The sequence below is a fragment of the Mycobacterium sp. Root265 genome, from assembly GCF_001428895.1.
GTDB lineage: Bacteria > Actinomycetota > Actinomycetes > Mycobacteriales > Mycobacteriaceae > Mycobacterium.
In genome coordinates, this window is sequence record NZ_LMJA01000013.1 from 17,291 (window position 1) to 35,141 (window position 17,851).

At 68.2% G+C, this 17,851-nt stretch carries 20 protein-coding genes and 1 tRNA gene; 17 read left to right on the forward strand and 4 right to left on the reverse strand.

The window, feature by feature from the left end; genetic code table 11:
• Nucleotide 1 precedes the first annotated feature (1 nt).
• Together ASE48_RS14395 and ASE48_RS14400 are read left to right on the forward strand one after the other, a co-directional pair.
• Nucleotides 2-76, forward strand: a tRNA-Thr gene (locus tag ASE48_RS14395).
• A 43-nt stretch (nt 77-119) separates the two neighbouring features.
• On the forward strand, nt 120-518 hold the full coding sequence (locus tag ASE48_RS14400; protein ID WP_200962158.1) for an HNH endonuclease: 399 nt from the start codon (nt 120-122) through the stop codon (nt 516-518).
• Here ASE48_RS14400 and ASE48_RS14405 read toward each other — a convergent pair.
• Nucleotides 515-1,228 carry a GntR family transcriptional regulator gene (locus ASE48_RS14405; protein WP_327049650.1) on the reverse strand — a complete coding sequence of 238 codons (714 nt, stop codon included), beginning with the start codon at nt 1,226-1,228 and terminating at the stop codon, nt 515-517. The genes ASE48_RS14400 and ASE48_RS14405 overlap by 4 nt on opposite strands.
• A 123-nt stretch (nt 1,229-1,351) precedes the next feature.
• On the opposite strand from ASE48_RS14405, the gene ASE48_RS14410 reads away from it, so the two are divergent.
• The 8 genes from ASE48_RS14410 (at nt 1,352) to ASE48_RS14445 (ending at nt 9,426) form a co-directional block, all read left to right on the forward strand.
• Nucleotides 1,352-2,029, forward strand: a complete 678-nt coding sequence (locus ASE48_RS14410) for a phosphonatase-like hydrolase (protein WP_057167794.1) — start codon at nt 1,352-1,354, stop codon at nt 2,027-2,029.
• Between the two features lie 15 nt (nt 2,030-2,044).
• Nucleotides 2,045-3,004, forward strand: coding sequence for a phosphate/phosphite/phosphonate ABC transporter substrate-binding protein (locus tag ASE48_RS14415; protein WP_057167795.1), 960 nt, complete (start codon nt 2,045-2,047; stop codon nt 3,002-3,004).
• Nucleotides 3,005-3,006: 2 nt separating this feature from the next.
• A complete protein-coding gene (phnC, locus tag ASE48_RS14420) occupies nt 3,007-3,825 on the forward strand; it encodes a phosphonate ABC transporter ATP-binding protein (protein WP_057167796.1) in 819 nt (272 codons plus the stop codon).
• Nucleotides 3,822-5,408 carry a phosphonate ABC transporter, permease protein PhnE gene (gene phnE / locus ASE48_RS14425; RefSeq protein WP_057167797.1) on the forward strand — a complete coding sequence of 529 codons (1,587 nt, stop codon included), beginning with the start codon at nt 3,822-3,824 and terminating at the stop codon, nt 5,406-5,408. The genes phnC and phnE overlap by 4 nt, the downstream gene beginning before the upstream one ends.
• Complete coding sequence (locus ASE48_RS14430; RefSeq protein ID WP_057167798.1) at nt 5,384-6,400, forward strand: zinc-binding dehydrogenase; 1,017 nt, start codon at nt 5,384-5,386, stop codon at nt 6,398-6,400. The genes phnE and ASE48_RS14430 overlap by 25 nt, the downstream gene beginning before the upstream one ends.
• 49 nt (nt 6,401-6,449) lie before the next feature.
• The gene (locus tag ASE48_RS14435) at nt 6,450-6,815 is read left to right on the forward strand and encodes a hypothetical protein (RefSeq protein ID WP_057167799.1); all 366 of its coding nucleotides are present in this window, start codon (nt 6,450-6,452) and stop codon (nt 6,813-6,815) included.
• Between the two features lie 122 nt (nt 6,816-6,937).
• Nucleotides 6,938-8,959, forward strand: coding sequence for a DUF4185 domain-containing protein (locus ASE48_RS14440; RefSeq protein ID WP_082614203.1), 2,022 nt, complete (start codon nt 6,938-6,940; stop codon nt 8,957-8,959).
• Between the two features lie 2 nt (nt 8,960-8,961).
• The gene (locus tag ASE48_RS14445; protein WP_057167800.1) at nt 8,962-9,426 is read left to right on the forward strand and encodes a hypothetical protein; all 465 of its coding nucleotides are present in this window, start codon (nt 8,962-8,964) and stop codon (nt 9,424-9,426) included.
• On the opposite strand, the gene ASE48_RS14450 is transcribed toward ASE48_RS14445, so the two are convergent.
• The gene (locus tag ASE48_RS14450; protein ID WP_057167801.1) at nt 9,423-10,289 is read right to left on the reverse strand and encodes a DKNYY domain-containing protein; all 867 of its coding nucleotides are present in this window, start codon (nt 10,287-10,289) and stop codon (nt 9,423-9,425) included. The genes ASE48_RS14445 and ASE48_RS14450 overlap by 4 nt on opposite strands.
• 38 nt (nt 10,290-10,327) lie before the next feature.
• Nucleotides 10,328-10,621: a hypothetical protein gene (locus ASE48_RS14455; protein ID WP_156409205.1), complete on the reverse strand. Its 294-nt coding sequence runs from the start codon at nt 10,619-10,621 to the stop codon at nt 10,328-10,330.
• A 94-nt stretch (nt 10,622-10,715) separates the two neighbouring features.
• On the opposite strand from ASE48_RS14455, the gene ASE48_RS14460 reads away from it, so the two are divergent.
• The 6 genes from ASE48_RS14460 to ASE48_RS14485 all read left to right on the forward strand — a co-directional run bounded on the left by ASE48_RS14460 (nt 10,716) and on the right by ASE48_RS14485 (nt 16,794).
• On the forward strand, nt 10,716-11,873 hold the full coding sequence (locus tag ASE48_RS14460; protein ID WP_057167803.1) for an XdhC family protein: 1,158 nt from the start codon (nt 10,716-10,718) through the stop codon (nt 11,871-11,873).
• A 111-nt stretch (nt 11,874-11,984) separates the two neighbouring features.
• Entirely contained in the window at nt 11,985-14,318 is a 2,334-nt protein-coding gene (locus tag ASE48_RS14465) for a xanthine dehydrogenase family protein molybdopterin-binding subunit (RefSeq protein WP_057167804.1), read from the forward strand.
• A 3-nt stretch (nt 14,319-14,321) separates the two neighbouring features.
• Complete coding sequence (locus ASE48_RS14470; protein ID WP_057167805.1) at nt 14,322-15,008, forward strand: SRPBCC family protein; 687 nt, start codon at nt 14,322-14,324, stop codon at nt 15,006-15,008.
• Nucleotides 15,005-15,880 carry an FAD binding domain-containing protein gene (locus ASE48_RS14475; protein ID WP_057167806.1) on the forward strand — a complete coding sequence of 292 codons (876 nt, stop codon included), beginning with the start codon at nt 15,005-15,007 and terminating at the stop codon, nt 15,878-15,880. The genes ASE48_RS14470 and ASE48_RS14475 overlap by 4 nt, the downstream gene beginning before the upstream one ends.
• Entirely contained in the window at nt 15,873-16,346 is a 474-nt protein-coding gene (locus ASE48_RS14480; protein WP_057167807.1) for a (2Fe-2S)-binding protein, read from the forward strand. The genes ASE48_RS14475 and ASE48_RS14480 overlap by 8 nt, the downstream gene beginning before the upstream one ends.
• Before the next feature lie 109 nt (nt 16,347-16,455).
• The gene (locus ASE48_RS14485) at nt 16,456-16,794 is read left to right on the forward strand and encodes a DUF732 domain-containing protein (RefSeq protein WP_057167808.1); all 339 of its coding nucleotides are present in this window, start codon (nt 16,456-16,458) and stop codon (nt 16,792-16,794) included.
• On the opposite strand, the gene ASE48_RS14490 is transcribed toward ASE48_RS14485, so the two are convergent.
• A complete protein-coding gene (locus ASE48_RS14490; RefSeq protein ID WP_057167809.1) occupies nt 16,791-17,627 on the reverse strand; it encodes an SDR family oxidoreductase in 837 nt (278 codons plus the stop codon). The two genes, ASE48_RS14485 and ASE48_RS14490, sit on opposite strands and share 4 nt — an antisense overlap.
• Before the next feature lie 59 nt (nt 17,628-17,686).
• Between ASE48_RS14490 and ASE48_RS32695 the strand changes: the two genes are divergently transcribed.
• Nucleotides 17,687-17,851: a hypothetical protein gene (locus ASE48_RS32695; RefSeq protein ID WP_105361631.1), complete on the forward strand. Its 165-nt coding sequence runs from the start codon at nt 17,687-17,689 to the stop codon at nt 17,849-17,851.

Below are 17,851 nucleotides of genomic sequence, written 5' to 3' on the forward strand. Positions count from 1 at the left end.
CGCCTCCGTAGCTCAGTGGTAGAGCTTCCGCCTTGTAAGCGGACGGCCGTCGGTTCAATCCCGACCGGGGGCTCCACACGGTACTTGTCGGTGGTTGTCCGTAATTTCTGATCATGAGAATCTGCCTCGGCTGCGGCGCAACGCTTTCCAGGCGCAGCCAGAAAATCTATTGCAATAACGCGTGCCAGGCGGTTGCCCGGCGCAATGCCAGTGTCAAGCTCTGGCTCGAGACCGGCGCAGCATGGGTTGGCAGCAGTCGAGGCCACTACGTGCGTACCTACCTCGCCGAGGCCCAATCAGGCTGTTGTGCCATATGCGGCGCATCGAGCACCTGGCAGGGACTGCCGCTCACTTTGGTCGTAGACCATATCGATGGCAATCCCACCAATAACTGGCGCGACAACCTGCGGCTGGTCTGCCCGAACTGCGACTCGCAACTGCCGACCTACAAGAGCCGCAACCGCGGCAGCGGACGGGCCTTCCGCAGGCAGCGCTATGCCGACGGCAAGTCCTACTAGCGGTCCTCCATGGTGATGGTGAAGGTCATCCGGTCCCCGCGGTACAGCGAGCGCCGCTGCTCGATCGGGACACCGTGCTGGTCGTAGGACACCCGGTTCAGCAGGAACATCGGGGTGCGCGCGTCGACAGTGAGCAGCGCTGACTCCCGCGCGTCCGGCAACGCGGTGTCGATGGTGTCGACCGTGCGCCCGAATGTCACTCCCCTGCTGCGGATTTCGGCGTACAGCGAGGTCCGGTAGTCGAATGTTTCGCGCAGGCCGGGATAGCGCTGGGCCGGCAGCTTCGAGGTTTCCAGCCCGACCCGCACCCCGTCGGTGGTGAAGACGCGCTCGAGCTGGATCACCGGTGCACCCACCTCCACCCGCAACACCCCGGCAAGCACCTCGTCGGCTTCCAGGTGCGTCCAGCCGACCAGGAACCGGTCCACGCTGTGCCCCTCATCGCGGGCGGCCTCGGTGTAGGACCCCATGCCCAGCGGCTGCAACAGCTTGGGGGCGGCGACCACGGTGGTGCGCCCGCGCCGTTCGACCCGGCCCGCCAGCAGCAGCTCCCGGACGGCCTGACGGACCGTCTCGCGGGCCACGTCGAACATTTCGGCGATCTCGCGTTCGGCCGGGAACGGGTCGCCCACCTGCAGCCCGTCCAGCATCCCATCGAGCTGCGCGCGCACGACCTGATGCTTCAGCACCCGGGGCTGCGCGCTGCTCATCACCCTTCTGACCATAGCAAACGCTGGCATAGACCATGGTCTAGACCAAGCTGTCGAGTGTTGTTCACCGACCGTTCGCCATCGATACACGCCTTGGTATAGACCAACTGTCAGGGTGGCACCATGCAACCGATCGAACTGGCCGTGCTCGACATGGCGGGCACCACCGTGACCGACGACGGACTGGTGCTGCGCGCCTTCGACGAGGCCGCCACCGCCGTCGGGGTGCCCGGGTCCGGCGAGGAACGCGAATCGGCCCGCACCTACGTACGCGACACCATGGGCCAGTCCAAGATCGAGGTGTTCCGCCACCTCTTCGGCGCCGAGGACCGCGCCCAGCAGGCCAACGCGACCTTCGAGCAGGCCTACACCGACAGCATCGACGGCGGCATCGCCCCGGTGCCCGGCGCCACCGAGGCGATCACCCGATTGCGCGAGGCCGGCGTGAAGGTCGCACTCAGCACCGGCTTCAGCCCAGCCACCCAGCAGCGCATCATCGACGCGCTCGACTGGGCCGACATCGCCGACCTGGTGCTCGCCCCCGGCGACGGCGGGCGCGGGCGCCCCTATCCCGACCTGATCCTGAACGCGTTGCTGCGCACCGGCATCGACGATGTCGCCAAGGTCGCCGTGCTGGGCGACACGACCAGCGACATCCTGTCCGGCCTGCGCGCCGGCGCCTCGATCGTCGCAGGCACCCTGACCGGCGCCCACGACGCCGACACCCTGACCGCCGCCGGAGCCACCCACGTCGTGGCCTCGGTCGCAGATTTCCCCGCCCTCTTCCTTCCCCTGTCCTGAAAGGACCTCTCAGACATGAAGATCCGTATCGCCGTAGTGGCAGCAGCTGCCGCCGCCCTCGCCCTGTCCGGTTGTTCGAGCAGCGATTTCGGCTCTGAGGCCGCCAATGCCCAGGGCTTCCCGGAGACCATCACCTTGGCCGCCATCCCGGCCGAGAACTCCTCGGACCTCAAGGCCAGCTACGCACCCCTGATCAACCTGCTGGAGAAGGAAACCGGCTCCAAGGTCGAGTTCGTGCAGGCCTCCGACTACGCCGGTGTCGTCGAGGGCATGATCGCCGAGAATGTCGATCTCGCCTTCTTCGGCCCCTTCGCCTATGTGGTGGCGAAGGTCAACGGCGCCAAGATCACCCCGCTCGGCGCGGTGATCGGCGAGGAGGGCGAGCAGCCCGGCTACCAGTCCTACGGCCTGACCCGCTCCGATGTCGCGGATATCAACGGCCTCAAAGACTTTGCCGGCAAGAAGGTCTGCTTCGTGGACCCCGGTTCCACCTCCGGTTTCCTGTACCCGACGGCGGGCCTCATCGAGGAAGGCGTCATCAAGTCCGGGTCGGAAGCCGATATCTCGGCCGCCATGTCACCGGTCTTCGCCGGCGGGCATGACGCCTCGGCGCTGTCCATCGCCAACGGTGACTGCGACGCCGGTTTCGCATTCGACACCATGGTCGACCAGACCATGATCGAGAAGGGCGATCTGCAGCCCGGTCAGCTCAAGACGGTGTGGAAGTCGGAGATGATCGCGGGCTCGGTGTTCGCGGCCAACGACTCGCTGGGCACGGAGGCGATCGACAAGCTCAAGACCCTCTTCGCCGAGAAGGTGAATGTGGAAAGCTTTGAGGCCGAGGGCTTCTGCAAGGGCGACGAATGCCGCATCACCGACGAACGCGCCTGGGGTGTCGTCCCGGCGTCTGACGCCGACTACGACGGTGTGCGCCACGTCTGTGACGTCACCGGCTCCGAGAAGTGCAAGGGCTGATCATGACGCTCCCGGCCGGCCCCGGCCATCCCGTCGCGGGCGACGACCTGGTCGTCGTCGCCCGCGACGTCACCAAGAAGTTCGGTGACACCCTGGCGCTGAACAATGTCTCACTGGATGTTCGGCGCAGTGAATTGCTGGTACTGCTCGGGCTTTCCGGCTCCGGTAAATCGACGCTGTTGCGCTGCTTCAACGGGCTGCACCCGGTCGACTCCGGCCGGATCGACGTCGGCGGTACCCGTGTCGACCAGGCCTCGGCGGCCCACCTGCGCGCGCTGCGCACCCGGGTCGGCTTCGTGTTCCAGCATTTCAACCTGGTCGGCCGGCTCAGCTGCCTGGAGAACGTCCTGATCGGTGGTCTCGGGCAACTCACGTTCCCCCGCTACGGTGCCCTGACCTACCCGAAGCACATGCGGGCGGCCGCCATGTCGCACCTCGACCGGGTCGGCCTCGCGGACTTCGCCGAACGCCGCGCCGACACCCTGTCCGGCGGGCAGCAGCAGCGCATCGCCATCGCACGCACGCTCATGCAGCGCCCGGCGCTGCTGCTGGCCGACGAGCCGGTTGCCTCACTCGACCCCGAAAATGCCGGTGTCGTCATGGATCTGCTGTTCCAGATCTGCGTCGAGGAAAAGCTCACCGTGGTCTGCACCTTGCATCAGGTCGATCTCGCGCTGGGCTGGGCGCACCGGCTGGTGGGTCTGCGCAACGGCGAGAAGGTCCTCGACCGGCCGGCGGTCGGCATGACCCGCGACGAGGTCATGGCGATCTACCAACGCGTCGACCCGACCAGCGAGACCGCCGCGAAGCAACGCTCATGAGCGCACCCGTCGCGGAACGCCCCTCCGCGCCGCCACGCGAGAAGCGCGCGCTGCCAGGCCTCCTGCACCTCGTGACCGTGGCGGCGCTGGTCGCCACCATGGTGTCGGCCTGGTCCATCGACTTCTTCCCGTCCGAGCTCATCGACGGATTCGACGAGGTCCTGCGCCTGCTGGAACGCATGCTGCCACCGCGCCTCGACGACCCGGGCCGCATCGGCGTCCTGGCCGTCGAGACCCTTCTGATGGCGGTGCTGGGCACCGTCCTCGCAGCAATCGTCTCGATTCCGTTGGCGTTCATGGCGGCCCGCAACACCACCCCGCATCCGGCCGTCTACGCCGCGGCCAGGGCGATCATCACGTTCTGCCGGGCCATGCCCGATCTGCTGTTCGCGGTGCTGTTCGTGCGCGCGCTCGGCATCGGCGTGCTCCCCGGCATCCTCGCGCTGGCGCTGCACTCCATCGGCATGCTGGCCAAGCTGTTCGCCGACGCCATCGAGCAGACCGATCCGGGCCCGCGCGAAGCGGTCCGCAGCACCGGCGTCGGTTACTTCCGCGAGATGCTGAACGCCGTCATCCCCCAGGTCATCCCGTCCTGGATCGGCACCTTCGTCTACCGCATCGACATCAATCTGCGGATGTCGGTGGTGCTCGGCTTCGTCGGCGCCGGCGGTATCGGTTTCGCCCTGCAGGACGCCCTGCGCGGGCTGATCTATCCCCGCGCCCTCGGCATCGTCTGCGTCATCCTGGTGATCATCGTCGCGATGGAACTGCTGTCCATCGTGATCCGACGAATGTTGTTGGCGCCGGGGCAGTCCGATCCTCGCCGTGACCGGGCGATGCGCTTCGCGTTCTCCGGTCTGCTGCTCGGCACCATCGTCGCGGCCTTCGCGGTGCTGCGGATCAATCCACTGTCTTTGTTCACCTGGGTCGTCCCGTCGGCCGAGGTGTTCACCCGGATGGTGCCGCCCAACTTCGGCGCGCTGGGCTGGGACCTGTTCGACGCCGCCGCGCAGACCGTGGCGATCGGCGTGGTGTCCACCGCGATCGGCGTGGTGTTGTCCATCCCGGTGGGAATCCTGGCCGCCCGCAACGTCACCCCGGGACCGACGGTGTACTGGCTGGCGCGCGGCTGGATCCTGGCGGTCCGCGCGGTACCCGAACTCATCCTGGCCGTGGTGTTCGTCGCCGCGCTGGGCCTGGGCCCGATCGCGGGAACCTGCGCGCTGGCCATCGGGTCGGTCGGCTTCCTGGCCAAACTCGTCGCCGACGCGGTCGAGGAGATCGATCCCGGGCCGATGGAGGCGGTGCGCTCGGTGGGCGCCGGATGGTGGAAGACGTTGTTCTCCGCGGTCATTCCGCAGTCGATGCCCGCGCTGGTCGGATCGAGCCTGTATCTGTTCGACGTCAACGTGCGCACCTCCACGGTGCTGGGCATCGTGGGCGCCGGCGGAGTGGGGTTCCTGCTCTTCGAGTCGATCAGGACGCTGAACTTCGATGTGGCCGGCGCGATCGTGATCGTCATCTTCGTCATCGTGTACTCGATCGAAAGGCTGTCCGGATGGATACGTTCGCGCCTGGTGTGACCACCGCCGCGGTGTGGACGGGCGGATCGGCGATCTCGCTGGAGAAGGTCGACATTCCGCGCCTGCGCGACGGCGAGACCCTGGTGCGGGTGCGGCTGGCCACCATCTGCGGCAGCGATCTGCACACCGTGACCGGGCGCCGGCCCGCCCCGTGTCCGTCGGTGCTCGGGCATGAGGCGGTCGGCGATGTCGTCGCCGTCGGACCCGGTGCGACTGCCGAACCGGGACAACGCATCGTCTGGTCGGTGACGGTCAGCTGTGGCGATTGCTCCCGGTGCGCGGCCGGACGGACGGCAAAGTGCACGTCGGTACGCAAGACCGGCCACGAACCCTTCGACGGGGACTGGCCGCTGTCGGGTTCCTACGCCGAGCACATCGTGCTGCCACGCGGCACCACCGTCAGCGTGGTGCCCGGCCGGATGCCCGACGCCGTCGCCGCACCGGCGGCCTGCGCGACGGCCACCGTGATGGCGACGCTGGAAGCGGCGGGTCGGCTGACCGGCAGACGGGTGCTGATCGGCGGGGCCGGGATGCTCGGGCTGACCGCCGTCGCCGCCTGCCTGGATGCCGGAGCGCAGGTCCAGGTGATCGACAACCACGCCGACCGGCTCGCGCTGGCCACCGGGTTCGGGGCACTGCCCAGCGACGGCGCACCGGTCGATGTGGCCATCGACTACACCGGCTCCACCGAGGCGGTGGGCGCGGCACTGTCCCGGCTCGATACCGGCGGCGTGCTCGTACTGGCCGGATCGGTCACGCCCGGCCCCGCACTGGCCGTGGACCCGGAGACGGTGGTCCGGCGCTGGCTGACCATCACCGGGGTGCACAACTACGAGCCCCGGCACCTGCATCAGGCGGTGCGCTTCCTGGACCGCACCCTGCACCGGCATCCGTGGCACCGACTGGTCACCGACCCGGTTCCGCTGGCCGACCTGTCGGCTGCGCTGCGCCCGCCGCCGACACGGACGTTGCGCACCGCGGTGGCGCCCTGACGCTGTGTACGTTTTTGGGGCGAGCGATGCGACGGGAAAGAGGTAAAACATGTCCAATACCGGTTTCTGGATAGCATGGGGACTGCCGACGCAGGGCCGCGAACCGCAGGCCCTCGCCACGTTGAAATCCTCGCGGACCTTCTTGGCCGAGCTGGCCGACGGCGGACGGATCGAACGTTTCGACGTAGTGGTCCTGCGACCGCAGAGCAGCGAACTCGGGGGCTTCATCCTGATCCAGGGCAGCACCCAGCAGATCGACCAGTTGCGGCGCGCCCCGGATTTTGAGCGTTGGGTCAACACGGTGCAGTTGGTCGCCGACCGGGTCGGCATCGTGGACGCCTGGGTCAACGACGGCCTCGACGAGGCCACCGACCTGTACACCGACGCCCTGCGCGAGGCCGGTCTGATCGACTGAAAGACCAGCTCGACCGCGACCGCTGGGGCCGGTGGGGTATTTGCCTCTTCCACTATCGGCGCCGCTGAGGTTTGATGGGGACTACTTGTTGGGCCGGGGGCGGACAGCACGGAGACTCCTTCATGGGCACAGCAACATATGTCGGGCGGGATGGCGAGATCACCGCCAAGCGGGGTGCACTGGCAATAGGCCGGGTCGGGGGCCTGGCCGTGGCACTCGGCGTCGGCACCGCGATAGCCACTGGGCACGGTATTGCCACGGCCGATCCCGGCGACCCGTCGTCCGGCTCCCCAGCCAAGGACTCCACCGCCAGTTCGGCCGGACCCGAGTCGACCTCCGGTTCCGGCGACAAGACCGAAACCGCGGGCACCGAGACGGATGAGAAACCGGCGAAGCCGGACGCCGACCCGGAGACCGAGACCATCAAGGATCCGGAGACGCCGGACAAACCGACCACCAAGAAGCCGCGACCCAGCCTGCGCACCGCCGGCAAGACCGCACTCTCACCGAAGCGGGCCGGCAGACCGGCGGCCGCCGAGGTGACCGAGCAGACGGCCACCGCGCCGGCCACCCCCGCGCCGGTGACGACGACGCCCATCGCGGCCGAGCCGGCCCGAGCCGCCGACCCCACCGACACCCTCCAGACCGCGGACAGGGTGGCGGTCTTCGCCTCCGCCCGCACGCTGGCGTCCTCGGACGCGGTGCAGGTCGAACGACGGGTCGCACCCATCACGGCAGCCCCGCCGAACCCGGTGACCGCGGTCGTCAAGGTGGTCTCCAAGGTGCTGGACTGGGCGGCCGGGGTGATCCCCGGCTCACCGTCGAGCCCGACGCTGGCCTGGACCCTGCTGGCCTTCGCCCGCCGCGAGGTCGACAACCTGCTGACGCGGCTGGACCCGAGCGGTGCCGCCGCCACCGGAGGCGTTGCCTCCGACAACGTCTCGCTGGCACTGGCCGCCGCCAATGCACGCCCCGGGTTCCCGTGGCCGGGCGCGCAGGTCAGCGGTTCCACCCAATTCGTCGACTGGGTGACCGGTAACTTCCCGCCGAACGATACGTTGAACCGTTACGGTATCTGGGGTACTGACATCGGCACCATGTGGGACAACGGGATTCCCGATGACCCGAGCACTCCGATCAACGAGCACCAGGTACTGATCGCCTTCGGCGACACCTTCGGCGGGCCTAACATGACCGGGACCTGGCGCCTGAACACGCTGTTCCGGAGTTCCGACATCGTTCTTGGGGATGGCATGGCGGTACCGGATGGACAATGGTTCAACGGCAACATGTTCGGTGGGTCTCCCTTGTGGGAGAAGTACTACGCACGCCAGATCATCCTGCCGGAACGGCTGCCCTCCGGGCTGCCGACCGGAGTGACCCTGATCCCGACGGCCGGCATCTCTGTCCCCACTCCAGGCACCAAGTACGGTGCAACGCAGTACCTCAGCTTTATGTCGGTCAAACAGTGGGGCGCCGCCGGGCAATGGACCACCAACTACTCGGCGATCGCTTATTCCGAGGACAACGGCGAGAACTGGTACATTTCACCGGCGAGCGTTCGCACAAACTTCGGCGGCAACAGCAACTTTCAGCAAGCATCCTTCGTTCGGCCGGGCGACGGATTCGTGTACGCCTATGGGACACCGAATGGGCGGCAGGGCGAGGCCTTCGTTTCTCGAGTTCTCGAGAAGGACATCCTCGACGTCACCAAGTACGAATATTTCAGCCAGGGCAATCCAGGCTGGTTCTTCGGGTTCGGCTCGTATCCCGCCGGGTGGTACAAGAACGACCCGGCGAAGGCGAGCCCGATCTTCGGTAGGGAACAAGGCGCTTGCGGAGTGGCGAAAGCTGGTAACCAGGTCAGCGAAATGTCGGTGCAGTACAACAAGACGCTAAAAAAGTACGTTGCTATGCACGGCGACCAGTTCAACAACATCGTGATGCGCACCTCGGATACCCCGACGGGCAATTGGTCGGGCCCGACCGTCGTGATGGGCCAGCAGAACGGCGGCATCTACGCGCCGATGATGCACCCGTGGTCGCCGTCCACCCTTGGCACCGGCACCGATCTGTACTGGAACCTGTCGATCTGGAGCGAGTACAACGTCATGCTCATGAAGACCGACCTCACCAAGCTGTAGCCATGCTCAAACTGGCAGTACCGCTGTTCGCCGCACTCGTGACGGCCGCGCCGGCGTATGCCGAACCCGCTGTGCCGCAACCGGACACCACATGTCCGTCCGACCTGACCGGTACCGCCACCCTGCCGTTCGGGCGGTCACTGCCGCTGATCTGCCAAGACCAACGATGGCAGGCGGCCACCGCTCCCACCGATCCCAGCGATCGGTGGGTCAGCTTCGGTCCGGTGATGGCGCTGCACGGCGGCGGCCTGCGCAACCCGAACCTGTTGCCGGGCCCTTGGATCGCGACCCCGCTGGACCCGGACACCCGGTGCGCGGCGACTCAGCAGACGGTCGTCAGCGCGGGTGTCCTCGGAACTCCGGTCAAAAACGAAGGCGCTCCCGGGCAGCCGCTCTCGCTGGAGGTCCTGCCCAGCCTGTTCGACATCTCGATGACCGGGCACTGCCTGTGGGAGCGCAAAGACTAGCCGGAGAACGTGATCCGGGATGTCGAACAACCGGTGACCGCGCGACCGGCCGGGAAGGTGCGCGGTTGGGCGCCGGCGATCACATCGCGCCGGTAGTACGCCCGGCGGTCATCGGCGGAGCATTCGAAGGCCGCGCTCAGCACCCGAAAACTGACCGGGTCGGCACCGGCGATTCCCAGCCCCATCCAGTACGCACCGCGTGCGTCCGCGGCGTAGGCGCCGTCCAGGTGACGCAGCGAGGCGGTGTCGGCACCGGCGATCGGATCGTCGAAGTAGTAGGCGCGCGTCGCATCGGTGGCATACGCCCCGCCGAGCACCGTGAAGCTGCGCGGGTCGGCCCCGTCGACCTCGTTGCCGTTGACGTGCACACTGTCGTCATCCCGGGTGAACAGATAGTGGTCGGCATTGGAGATGACCGCGAAATGCCCCGGATCATCGGACAGCACGCTGCCGTCGGGCCAGTACACCGCGGTGCTGTCCCTGGACAGCTCACCGTCGAGCAGTTCGAAATGCCCGGGATCGGTGCTGATCACCTGGCCACGGATATACACCTGATGGCCGTCCTTGGCGTAGCCGGGCCGGTCCAGCAGTTCGAAGGTCGCCGGGTCGGCCCCGTCGAGCCGGTGACCGTCCAGATACACCGCGTCGCGGTCCCTGGCGTAGGAACGGTCCAGCACCTCGAAGCTGCCGGCATCGGCGCCGTCGATGGCGAATGCCTTGCCGGGAAAGGCGTTCAGGTAGTAGACGTGTCCGTCACGCAGGTGGTAGCCGGCGGCGTCGAACAACGAATTGGGCTCGCCGGGGCCGCACCCGGACAGCACCACCGCCAGGAACACCGCCACGGCCGCGGTCACTGTGCGCATGACTCATCATGACGGCAGCCGCCTCACGGCTCCACCGTCTACGGGCACCATGTCACGACGCCGTAGGGTCCGGTCACGCACGGGAGATTGATGTGCAGGCCGGAGCGGCGCCCGTCGTCACGCCAGCCGTTGTCGTGACCGCGCCAGCCACGGTCGTCGTGCCGATCGTTGACCCACGGGGGATCCTGGGCGAATTGCATACCGCTACCGCCGGGCGACGGCGGCGCGGCGTTCGCAGCACCGGCACTGACTCCCAGCACCATTGCGAGTGATCCGGCACCGATCGCGCCGACCATTTCCGCCCTTCGCGCAAGCTGTTTCATGTCGATCATGCCTATAACTTAGCACAGCTAATAAAATGGGCGCCTGCGCTCGCTCCGGCCGCATCCGCGCGGGCCGGGCGGCCGCACTGCATAGACTTCAACGGTGCGCGAGGTTCTCGACGACCTGATGACCACCTGGCGGGCCGGCGGCACCGCCGGCCTCGCCACCGTGGTGCGGACCATCAAGTCTGCACCCCGGCCCGCCGGGGCGGCATTGGTCGTCGCCCCCGACGGTACCGTGGCCGGTTCGGTATCCGGTGGCTGCGTCGAGGGGGCGGTCTACGAGCTGGCCACCGAGGTGGTCGACACCGGGGCACCCGCGTTGCAGCGCTACGGCTTCAGCGACGATGACGCCTTCGCCGTCGGCCTGACCTGTGGCGGCATCCTGGACGTGTTCGTGGAACCGGTGTCGCAGCAGACGTTTCCACAGCTCGCCGAGGTCGCTGCGGCCATCGACGCACACCGGCCGATTGCGGTGGCCACGATCATCGCCCATCCGGAGGATGCCTGGGTGGGCCGCAGGCTCATCGTGGAACCCGATGCCGCGACGGGTTCGCTCGGGTCGGCACGTGCCGATGCCGCGGTCGCCGACGACGCCCGCGGCCTGCTGCTGGCCGGCCGCACCGCGGTGCTGTCCTACGGCCCGGACGGTGAGCGGGTGGATGAGACGGCCGAGACCGGCATGGCCGTCTTCGTCGCCAGCTACGCCCCGCGCCCGCGCATGCTGATCTTCGGCGCCATCGATTTCGCGGCCGCCCTGGCCCAGCAGGGGGCCTTCCTCGGCTACCGGGTGACGGTGTGCGATGCCCGGCCGGTCTTCGCCACCGAAGCACGCTTCCCGGCGGCCGACGACGTGGTCGTGGACTGGCCCGACCGCTATCTGCGCGCCCAGCAGGACGCCGGCGCCATCGACGGCCGCACCGCGATATGCGTGCTGACCCACGACCCCAAGTTCGACGTGCCCGCCCTGGAGGTGGCACTGCGACTGCCGCAGATCGGCTATATCGGGGCCATGGGTTCGCGGCGCACCCATCTCGACCGCCTCGCCCGGTTACGCGAGGCGGGGATCACCGATGCCGATCTGGCGGGGCTGTCGAGCCCGATCGGACTGGACCTCGGGGCGCGCACCCCCGAGGAGACCGCTGTCTCGATCGTGGCCGAGATCATCGCCCGCCGGTGGGGCGGCGGGGGTCGCCCGCTGGCCGCGGTGGACGGTCGGATCCACCACGAGCGGGCCGACACCAGCATCAACGTGCGGTAACGCCACTCTCTTCTTTTGGAACGCTGCTTCTCGGGGTAGGCTAACGCCGCTCGCATCAACGTGTGACACAGCCCACTTACACGCGCAAGCATTCGAGGAACAGGAGCCCCTGTGACGGGAACCGTCGCCGCTCGCTACGCAGGCACCCGGGTGCCACGAATCGAAGATGCCCGCCTGCTCACCGGCAAGGGCACCTTCGTCGATGATGTGCAGCGGCCCGGCATGCTGCATGCCTGCTTCGTGCGCAGCCCTTTCGCGCACGCCACCATCAACCGCATCGATACCGCGGCCGCGCTCGCGCTGCCCGGCGTGCAGGCGGTGTTCACCGCCGCCGACATCAACCCCGGCGTGCACGAGGCCTGGCACGCGGTGGCCGGCAAGGATGTCCCCGACACCCCGCGCCCGCCGCTGGCCGAGGGCGAGGTGAAGTTCGTCGGCGACCCGGTCGCCATCGTCATCGCCGAGAGCCGGCGCCTGGCCGAGGACGCCGTCGACCTCGTCGACGTCGACTACACCCAGCTGCCCGCCGTCGCCGACTTCCGCAAAGCAATCGGCGGTGCCGCCGAAGACATTCCCGTCGTGCACGAGGCCTACCCCGACAACGTCGCCGGCGGGATGGGCGGGATGCCGCCGGACGAGGAGCTGTTCGCCTCGGCGGCCCATGTGGTCGAAGAACGTATCTACCAACAGATGTACGTGCCGGTGCCGATGGAGACCCGCGGGATCGTCGTCGAGTGGACGGCAGGCACCTCCGAGCTCACCATCTGGGGCTCTACCCAGACACCGCACGAACTGCGTGCGTTCGCCGCCCGGCTGCTCGGCATCCCCGCCCAGGGCGTGCGGGTCATCGTCCGCGACACCGGCGGCGGATTCGGCCAGAAGGTCGTCCCGATGCGCGAGGACATGAGCATCATGCTGGCCGCACGCCGGGTGCCGGCGCCGCTGAAGTGGATCGAGGACCGCCGCGAGAACCTGATGTCGGCCGGGCAGTCCCGGCACGTCGACGGCACCGTCCGGATGGCCTTCGACGCCGAAGGGAAGATCCTGGCCGCCGATATCGACTTCGTCCAGGACGTCGGCTCCTACCCGACGCCCTACCCAGTGCTCACCACCGCCGCGATCGGCATGTTCTTCCCCGGCCCCTACCGGGTGCCCAAGGCCAGCTTCAACTACAAGACGGTGTTCTCCAACACCCCCGGCCTGCACGCCTACCGCGGCCCGTGGCAGTACGAAACCCTCACCCGGGAAATGCTTCTCGACATCGCCGCGCGCAAGATCGGGATGGATCCCGCGGAGCTTCGGCGCATCAACATCCTGCGCGGGGACGAGATGCCCTACTTCAATCCCAACGGCATGCCCTATGACAACTGCGCACCCGCCGACACCTTCGAGCAGGCCGTCAAGATCCTCGACCTCGAGGGTTTCCGCAAGGAACAGGCCGAAGCGCTGGCCCAGGGCCGCTACATCGGGCTCGGGTTCTCGGCCTACATCGAACCCACCGGTGCGGCGACAGGGAACCTCGCCACCGAGGGCGCCACCATCCGGATGGAATCCACGGGCAAGATCAACGTCTACGTCAACGGCGGTTCCAGCGGAAACAGCATCGAGACCACAGTCGTCCAGCTCACCGCAGATGTGTTGGGCGCCAACATCAACGACGTGGCCACCATCCAGGGCGACACCGCGGTGACACCGTACGGCGCGGGCACCCAGGGCAGTCGCAGCGCGCCCATGACCGCGGGCGCGGTGAACGAGGCGGGCACCATCCTGCGCCGCCAGATCGTCGCGATCGCGGCCCAGATGCTCGGCGCCGAGGCCGACGACATCGAGCTGGCCGATTCACGGGCCATCCTCATCAGCGATCGCGAGAAGAGCGTCGGCTTCTCCGACATCGCCTACCGGTCCTACTATGACCCCGCTCAGCTGGGCGGGGTCTCCCCCACCCTGGAGGCCACCGCGCGGTTCAACTCACAGGCGATGATCCACTGGGCCAATGCAACCCACGCCTGCACCTGCGAGGTCGACGTCGTCACCGGCCAGGTGACGCTGACCCGATACATCGTCAGCGAGGACGTCGGCCCGATGATCAACCCGAACGTGGTCGAGGGCCAGGTGGCCGGCGGCACCGTGCAGGGCATCGGCGGCGCACTGCTGGAACAGCTGGCCTACGACGACGCCGGCAATCCGATCGCCTCGACGTTCGTGGACTATCTGCTGCCCACCGCCACCGAGGTACCGACCATCGAGTTCGGTCACATCGAGATCCCGGGACCCGGCGTCGGCGGCTACAAGGGTGCCGGCGAGGGCGGCGCCATCGGGTCGCCGCCCGCCGTCATCAACGCCATCAACGACGCGCTCGCCCCCTTGGGTGTGACGGTCACCCAGATGCCCGCCACCCCGGCCAAGATCGTCGACCTGATCGAGAACGCCAGAAAGGACCGCTGAAACGTGGAGCTGAACAACGAATTCCGGGTCGCGGTGCCCACCGCCACCGTCTGGGAGGTTTTCACCGATGTGGAACGGGTGGCCCCGTGCCTGCCGGGAGCCACCCTGCTCAGCGTCGACGGCGATGACTTCACCGGGGCGGTGAAGGTCAAGGTCGGACCGATCACGGTGTCCTACAAGGGCGTGGCGACCTACCAGGAGAAGGACAGCGCAGCCCAGCGGATCGTGCTCAAGGCCGAGGGCAAGGAGACCCGCGGCAACGGCACCGCCGCAGCCACCGTGACCGCCCAGCTCAAGGACGAGGGAGACGCCACCACGGTGGTGATCACCACCGATCTCGCCATCTCCGGCAAGGCCGCCCAGTTCGGCCGCGGCGTGCTCGCCGATGTCTCGGGCAACCTGATCGCCCAGTTCGCCCGCAGCCTGGAGGCCGAACTACTCGGTGGCGCACCGTCTGCCACCTCCGCACCGTCCACCGAGACGGCCACCGCCGCCGCGCAACCCTCCGACTCCGTCGACCTGCTCAAGGTGGTCGCCGTGCCGGTGGCCAAGCGCTACGGACCCGCCGTCGCCGCGGCCGCGGCCGCCGGCGCCGCCGGATTCCTGGTCGGCCGGCGCAGGCGCACCGCCGCCGCCCCGCCCACGGTGTCCGCCGAACTGCAGGCCCTGCTGACCCGGTTGCTCGCGTGAAGGCCGCCCCGTTCGCCTATCACCGGGCCGAGTCGGTGAAGGAAGCCGCGGACGTGCTGGCCGAATTCGGTGACGAGGCCAAGGTGCTCGCGGGCGGGCAGAGCCTGATCCCGCTGCTGGCGATGCGGCTGACCCATTTCGAGAACCTGGTGGACATCTCCCGGGTACCCGAACTGCAGGGCATCGACCTGATCGAGGACGAGGTGGTCATCGGCGCCGGCACCGCGCACGCGTTGGTGGGCATGGACGACGAGGTCGCCGATTCGGTGCCGCTGCTGTCCCTGGCCACCCCGCACATCGGGCATTTCCAGATCCGCAACCGGGGCACCCTCGGCGGCGCGATCGCCCACGCCGACCCGGCGGCCGAATTCGCCGCGGTGGCACTGACGCTGGATGCCACCATCGACGCCGCGTCCTCGCGGGGTGACCGCCAGATCGCGGCCTCGGATTTCTTCACCGGCCTGTGGGAGAACTCGCTGGCCGCCGATGAGCTGCTGCGCGCGGTGCGCTTCCCGGTCTGGTCCGGGCGAACCGGCTTCGCCGTGCACGAGTTCGCGCGCAGACACGGTGATTTCGCGATCGCCGGCGCGACGGTGGCCGTCGAACTCGACACCGAGGATCGCGTCAAGCGCTGCGCGGTGGGGCTGCTCGGGCTGGGTTCCACCCCCGAGCGGGGCACGCCGGCCGAGCGGGCGATCACCGGCAGACCCGTCTCCGACATCACCGCAGAGGAATTCGGCCGGCTCGCGCTGTCCGAACTGCACGACGTCCCCGCCGACCTCCAGGGTTCGGCGTCCTACCGCATCCGGGTGGGAGCGGCGATGGTCGCCCGCGCCTGGACCGACGCCACCACGGAGGCCCTCGATGCATGAACTTCCCATCGCGGTGTCGGTGAACGGACGCGAGTACCGCGACACCGTCGAACCACGCGTGACGCTGGCCGATCACCTGCGCGAGAACTGCGGTCTGACCGGCACGCACCTGGGCTGCGAGCACGGCGCCTGCGGTGCATGCACGGTCCTGCTGGACGGTCAGGCCGTGCGGTCCTGCCTGGTGCTGGCCGTGCAGGCCGACGGCCGGGAGGTGACCACCGTGGAGGGCATCGCGTCCCCGGACGGCGAGCTGTCCCCGGTGCAGGCCGCCATGCGGGAATGCCACGGCCTGCAGTGCGGCTTCTGCACACCGGGTTTCGTCACCTCCATCACCGCACTGCTGGCCGAAAACCCCGACCCCACCGACGCGGAGATCCGCGAAGGACTGTCCGGCAACTTCTGCCGGTGCACGGGTTATCAGGGCATCGTCAATGCGGTGAAACGCGCCGCCGAGGTCATGAGTTAACCGAGCGCCTCCTGGGCCGCTGCCGTGATCGACGGGTTGGGTAACGTCGGGTATCTGGCCGCCGATAGTCACCACGACGCTTCCCTCGGGGTGACGGGACAGGAGAACCATGAGGACCACGACGATCAAGGGCGCCTTCGCCGCGGCCGTGCTCGCCGCCGGCACCGCGATCGCGCTGGCCGCACCGGCCATAGCCGACGAACAGCTCGACCAGCAGTTCCTCACGGCGCTCTCCGAGCGCGGCGTATCCGTGGGCAGCGACTCCAAGGCGATCGACATGGCCCAGTCGATGTGCCGCAAGCTGGGTAACGGCAGCAAGAAGGGCATCGAGACCGCGCTGTACTACATCAAGGACCACACCAACCTGGCCGACGACGAGATCACCACGTTCGCCGGAGTGGCGGCGCAGGCGTACTGCGCCGACAAGCTGCAGAAGCAGTCCGGCTAACTCTCGACGACCCCGCGCAGGCCGTCCGCGCCGAAAACCGGCTCCAGCATCGCCGACAGGTCGGGCCCGCGGCGCAGACCGTGTCCGCCGTCGATGTTGATGACCTGGCCGGTGATCCACCCCGAGGCATCGCTGAGCAGGAACACCGCGGCGTTGGCGATGTCTTCGACCTCGCCGTGCCGCGGTAGCGGCGTGTTGGCCGCGTAGTCGCCCTTGAGCTCTGGCATGGACAGGATCGGGGCGACCATATCGGTGGCGATCAACCCCGGACGGATCGAGTTGACCCGCACCCAGGACGGGCCGAGCTCGTCGGCGGCCAGCATCATCAGGTGATCCAGCGCGGCCTTGGTGACACCGTAGGCACCGAACCAGCGGTGGGTACTACCTGCGGCGATCGACGAGATCCCGATGAACGAGCCGCCGCCGCCGCGCACCAACTCACGCGCCGAATGCTTGAGCACGTACATGCTGCCGTTGACGTTCAGATCGACGGCGCGGCGCCACCCGTCGGAGTCGACCTGGGTGAGCGGGCCGATGGTCTCGGTGCCGCCGGCGCAGTGCACCACCCCGTTCAGCCGGCCCGTCCAGGCGGTTGCGGCGTCGACGGCGCGGGCCACCTCGTCCTCGTTGGTGACGTCGGCGGGTTCGAAGCGGACCTCGCCGTCTCCGGATCCCGCGGTGATCTCGTCTACCGCCGCCGACAGCTTGTCGGCGTTACGCCCGACCAACATCGCGTTGCCGCCGCTGGCCACCACGGCTGCGGCCACACCCTTGCCGATTCCGCTTCCGCCGCCGGTCACCAGGACCGTCTGTCCTGCCAAAGTAATTTGCACAGCTACACATTTACACGGGTGCCGACGGCGGTGGCCCGGACTTCGCATAGAATTACGAGATGCCCGCCAAAACTGATAGCGCCGAGATCGGCGACGTCGAGCCCGTGGCCGACGACACCGCCAGCATGGCTCGCCGTGTGGTGGCCGCCTACGCCACCGACGCCGACGAATGTCGCACCTTCCTGGCCATGCTCGGTATCGGACCGGCAAAGCTCGAGGCCTAG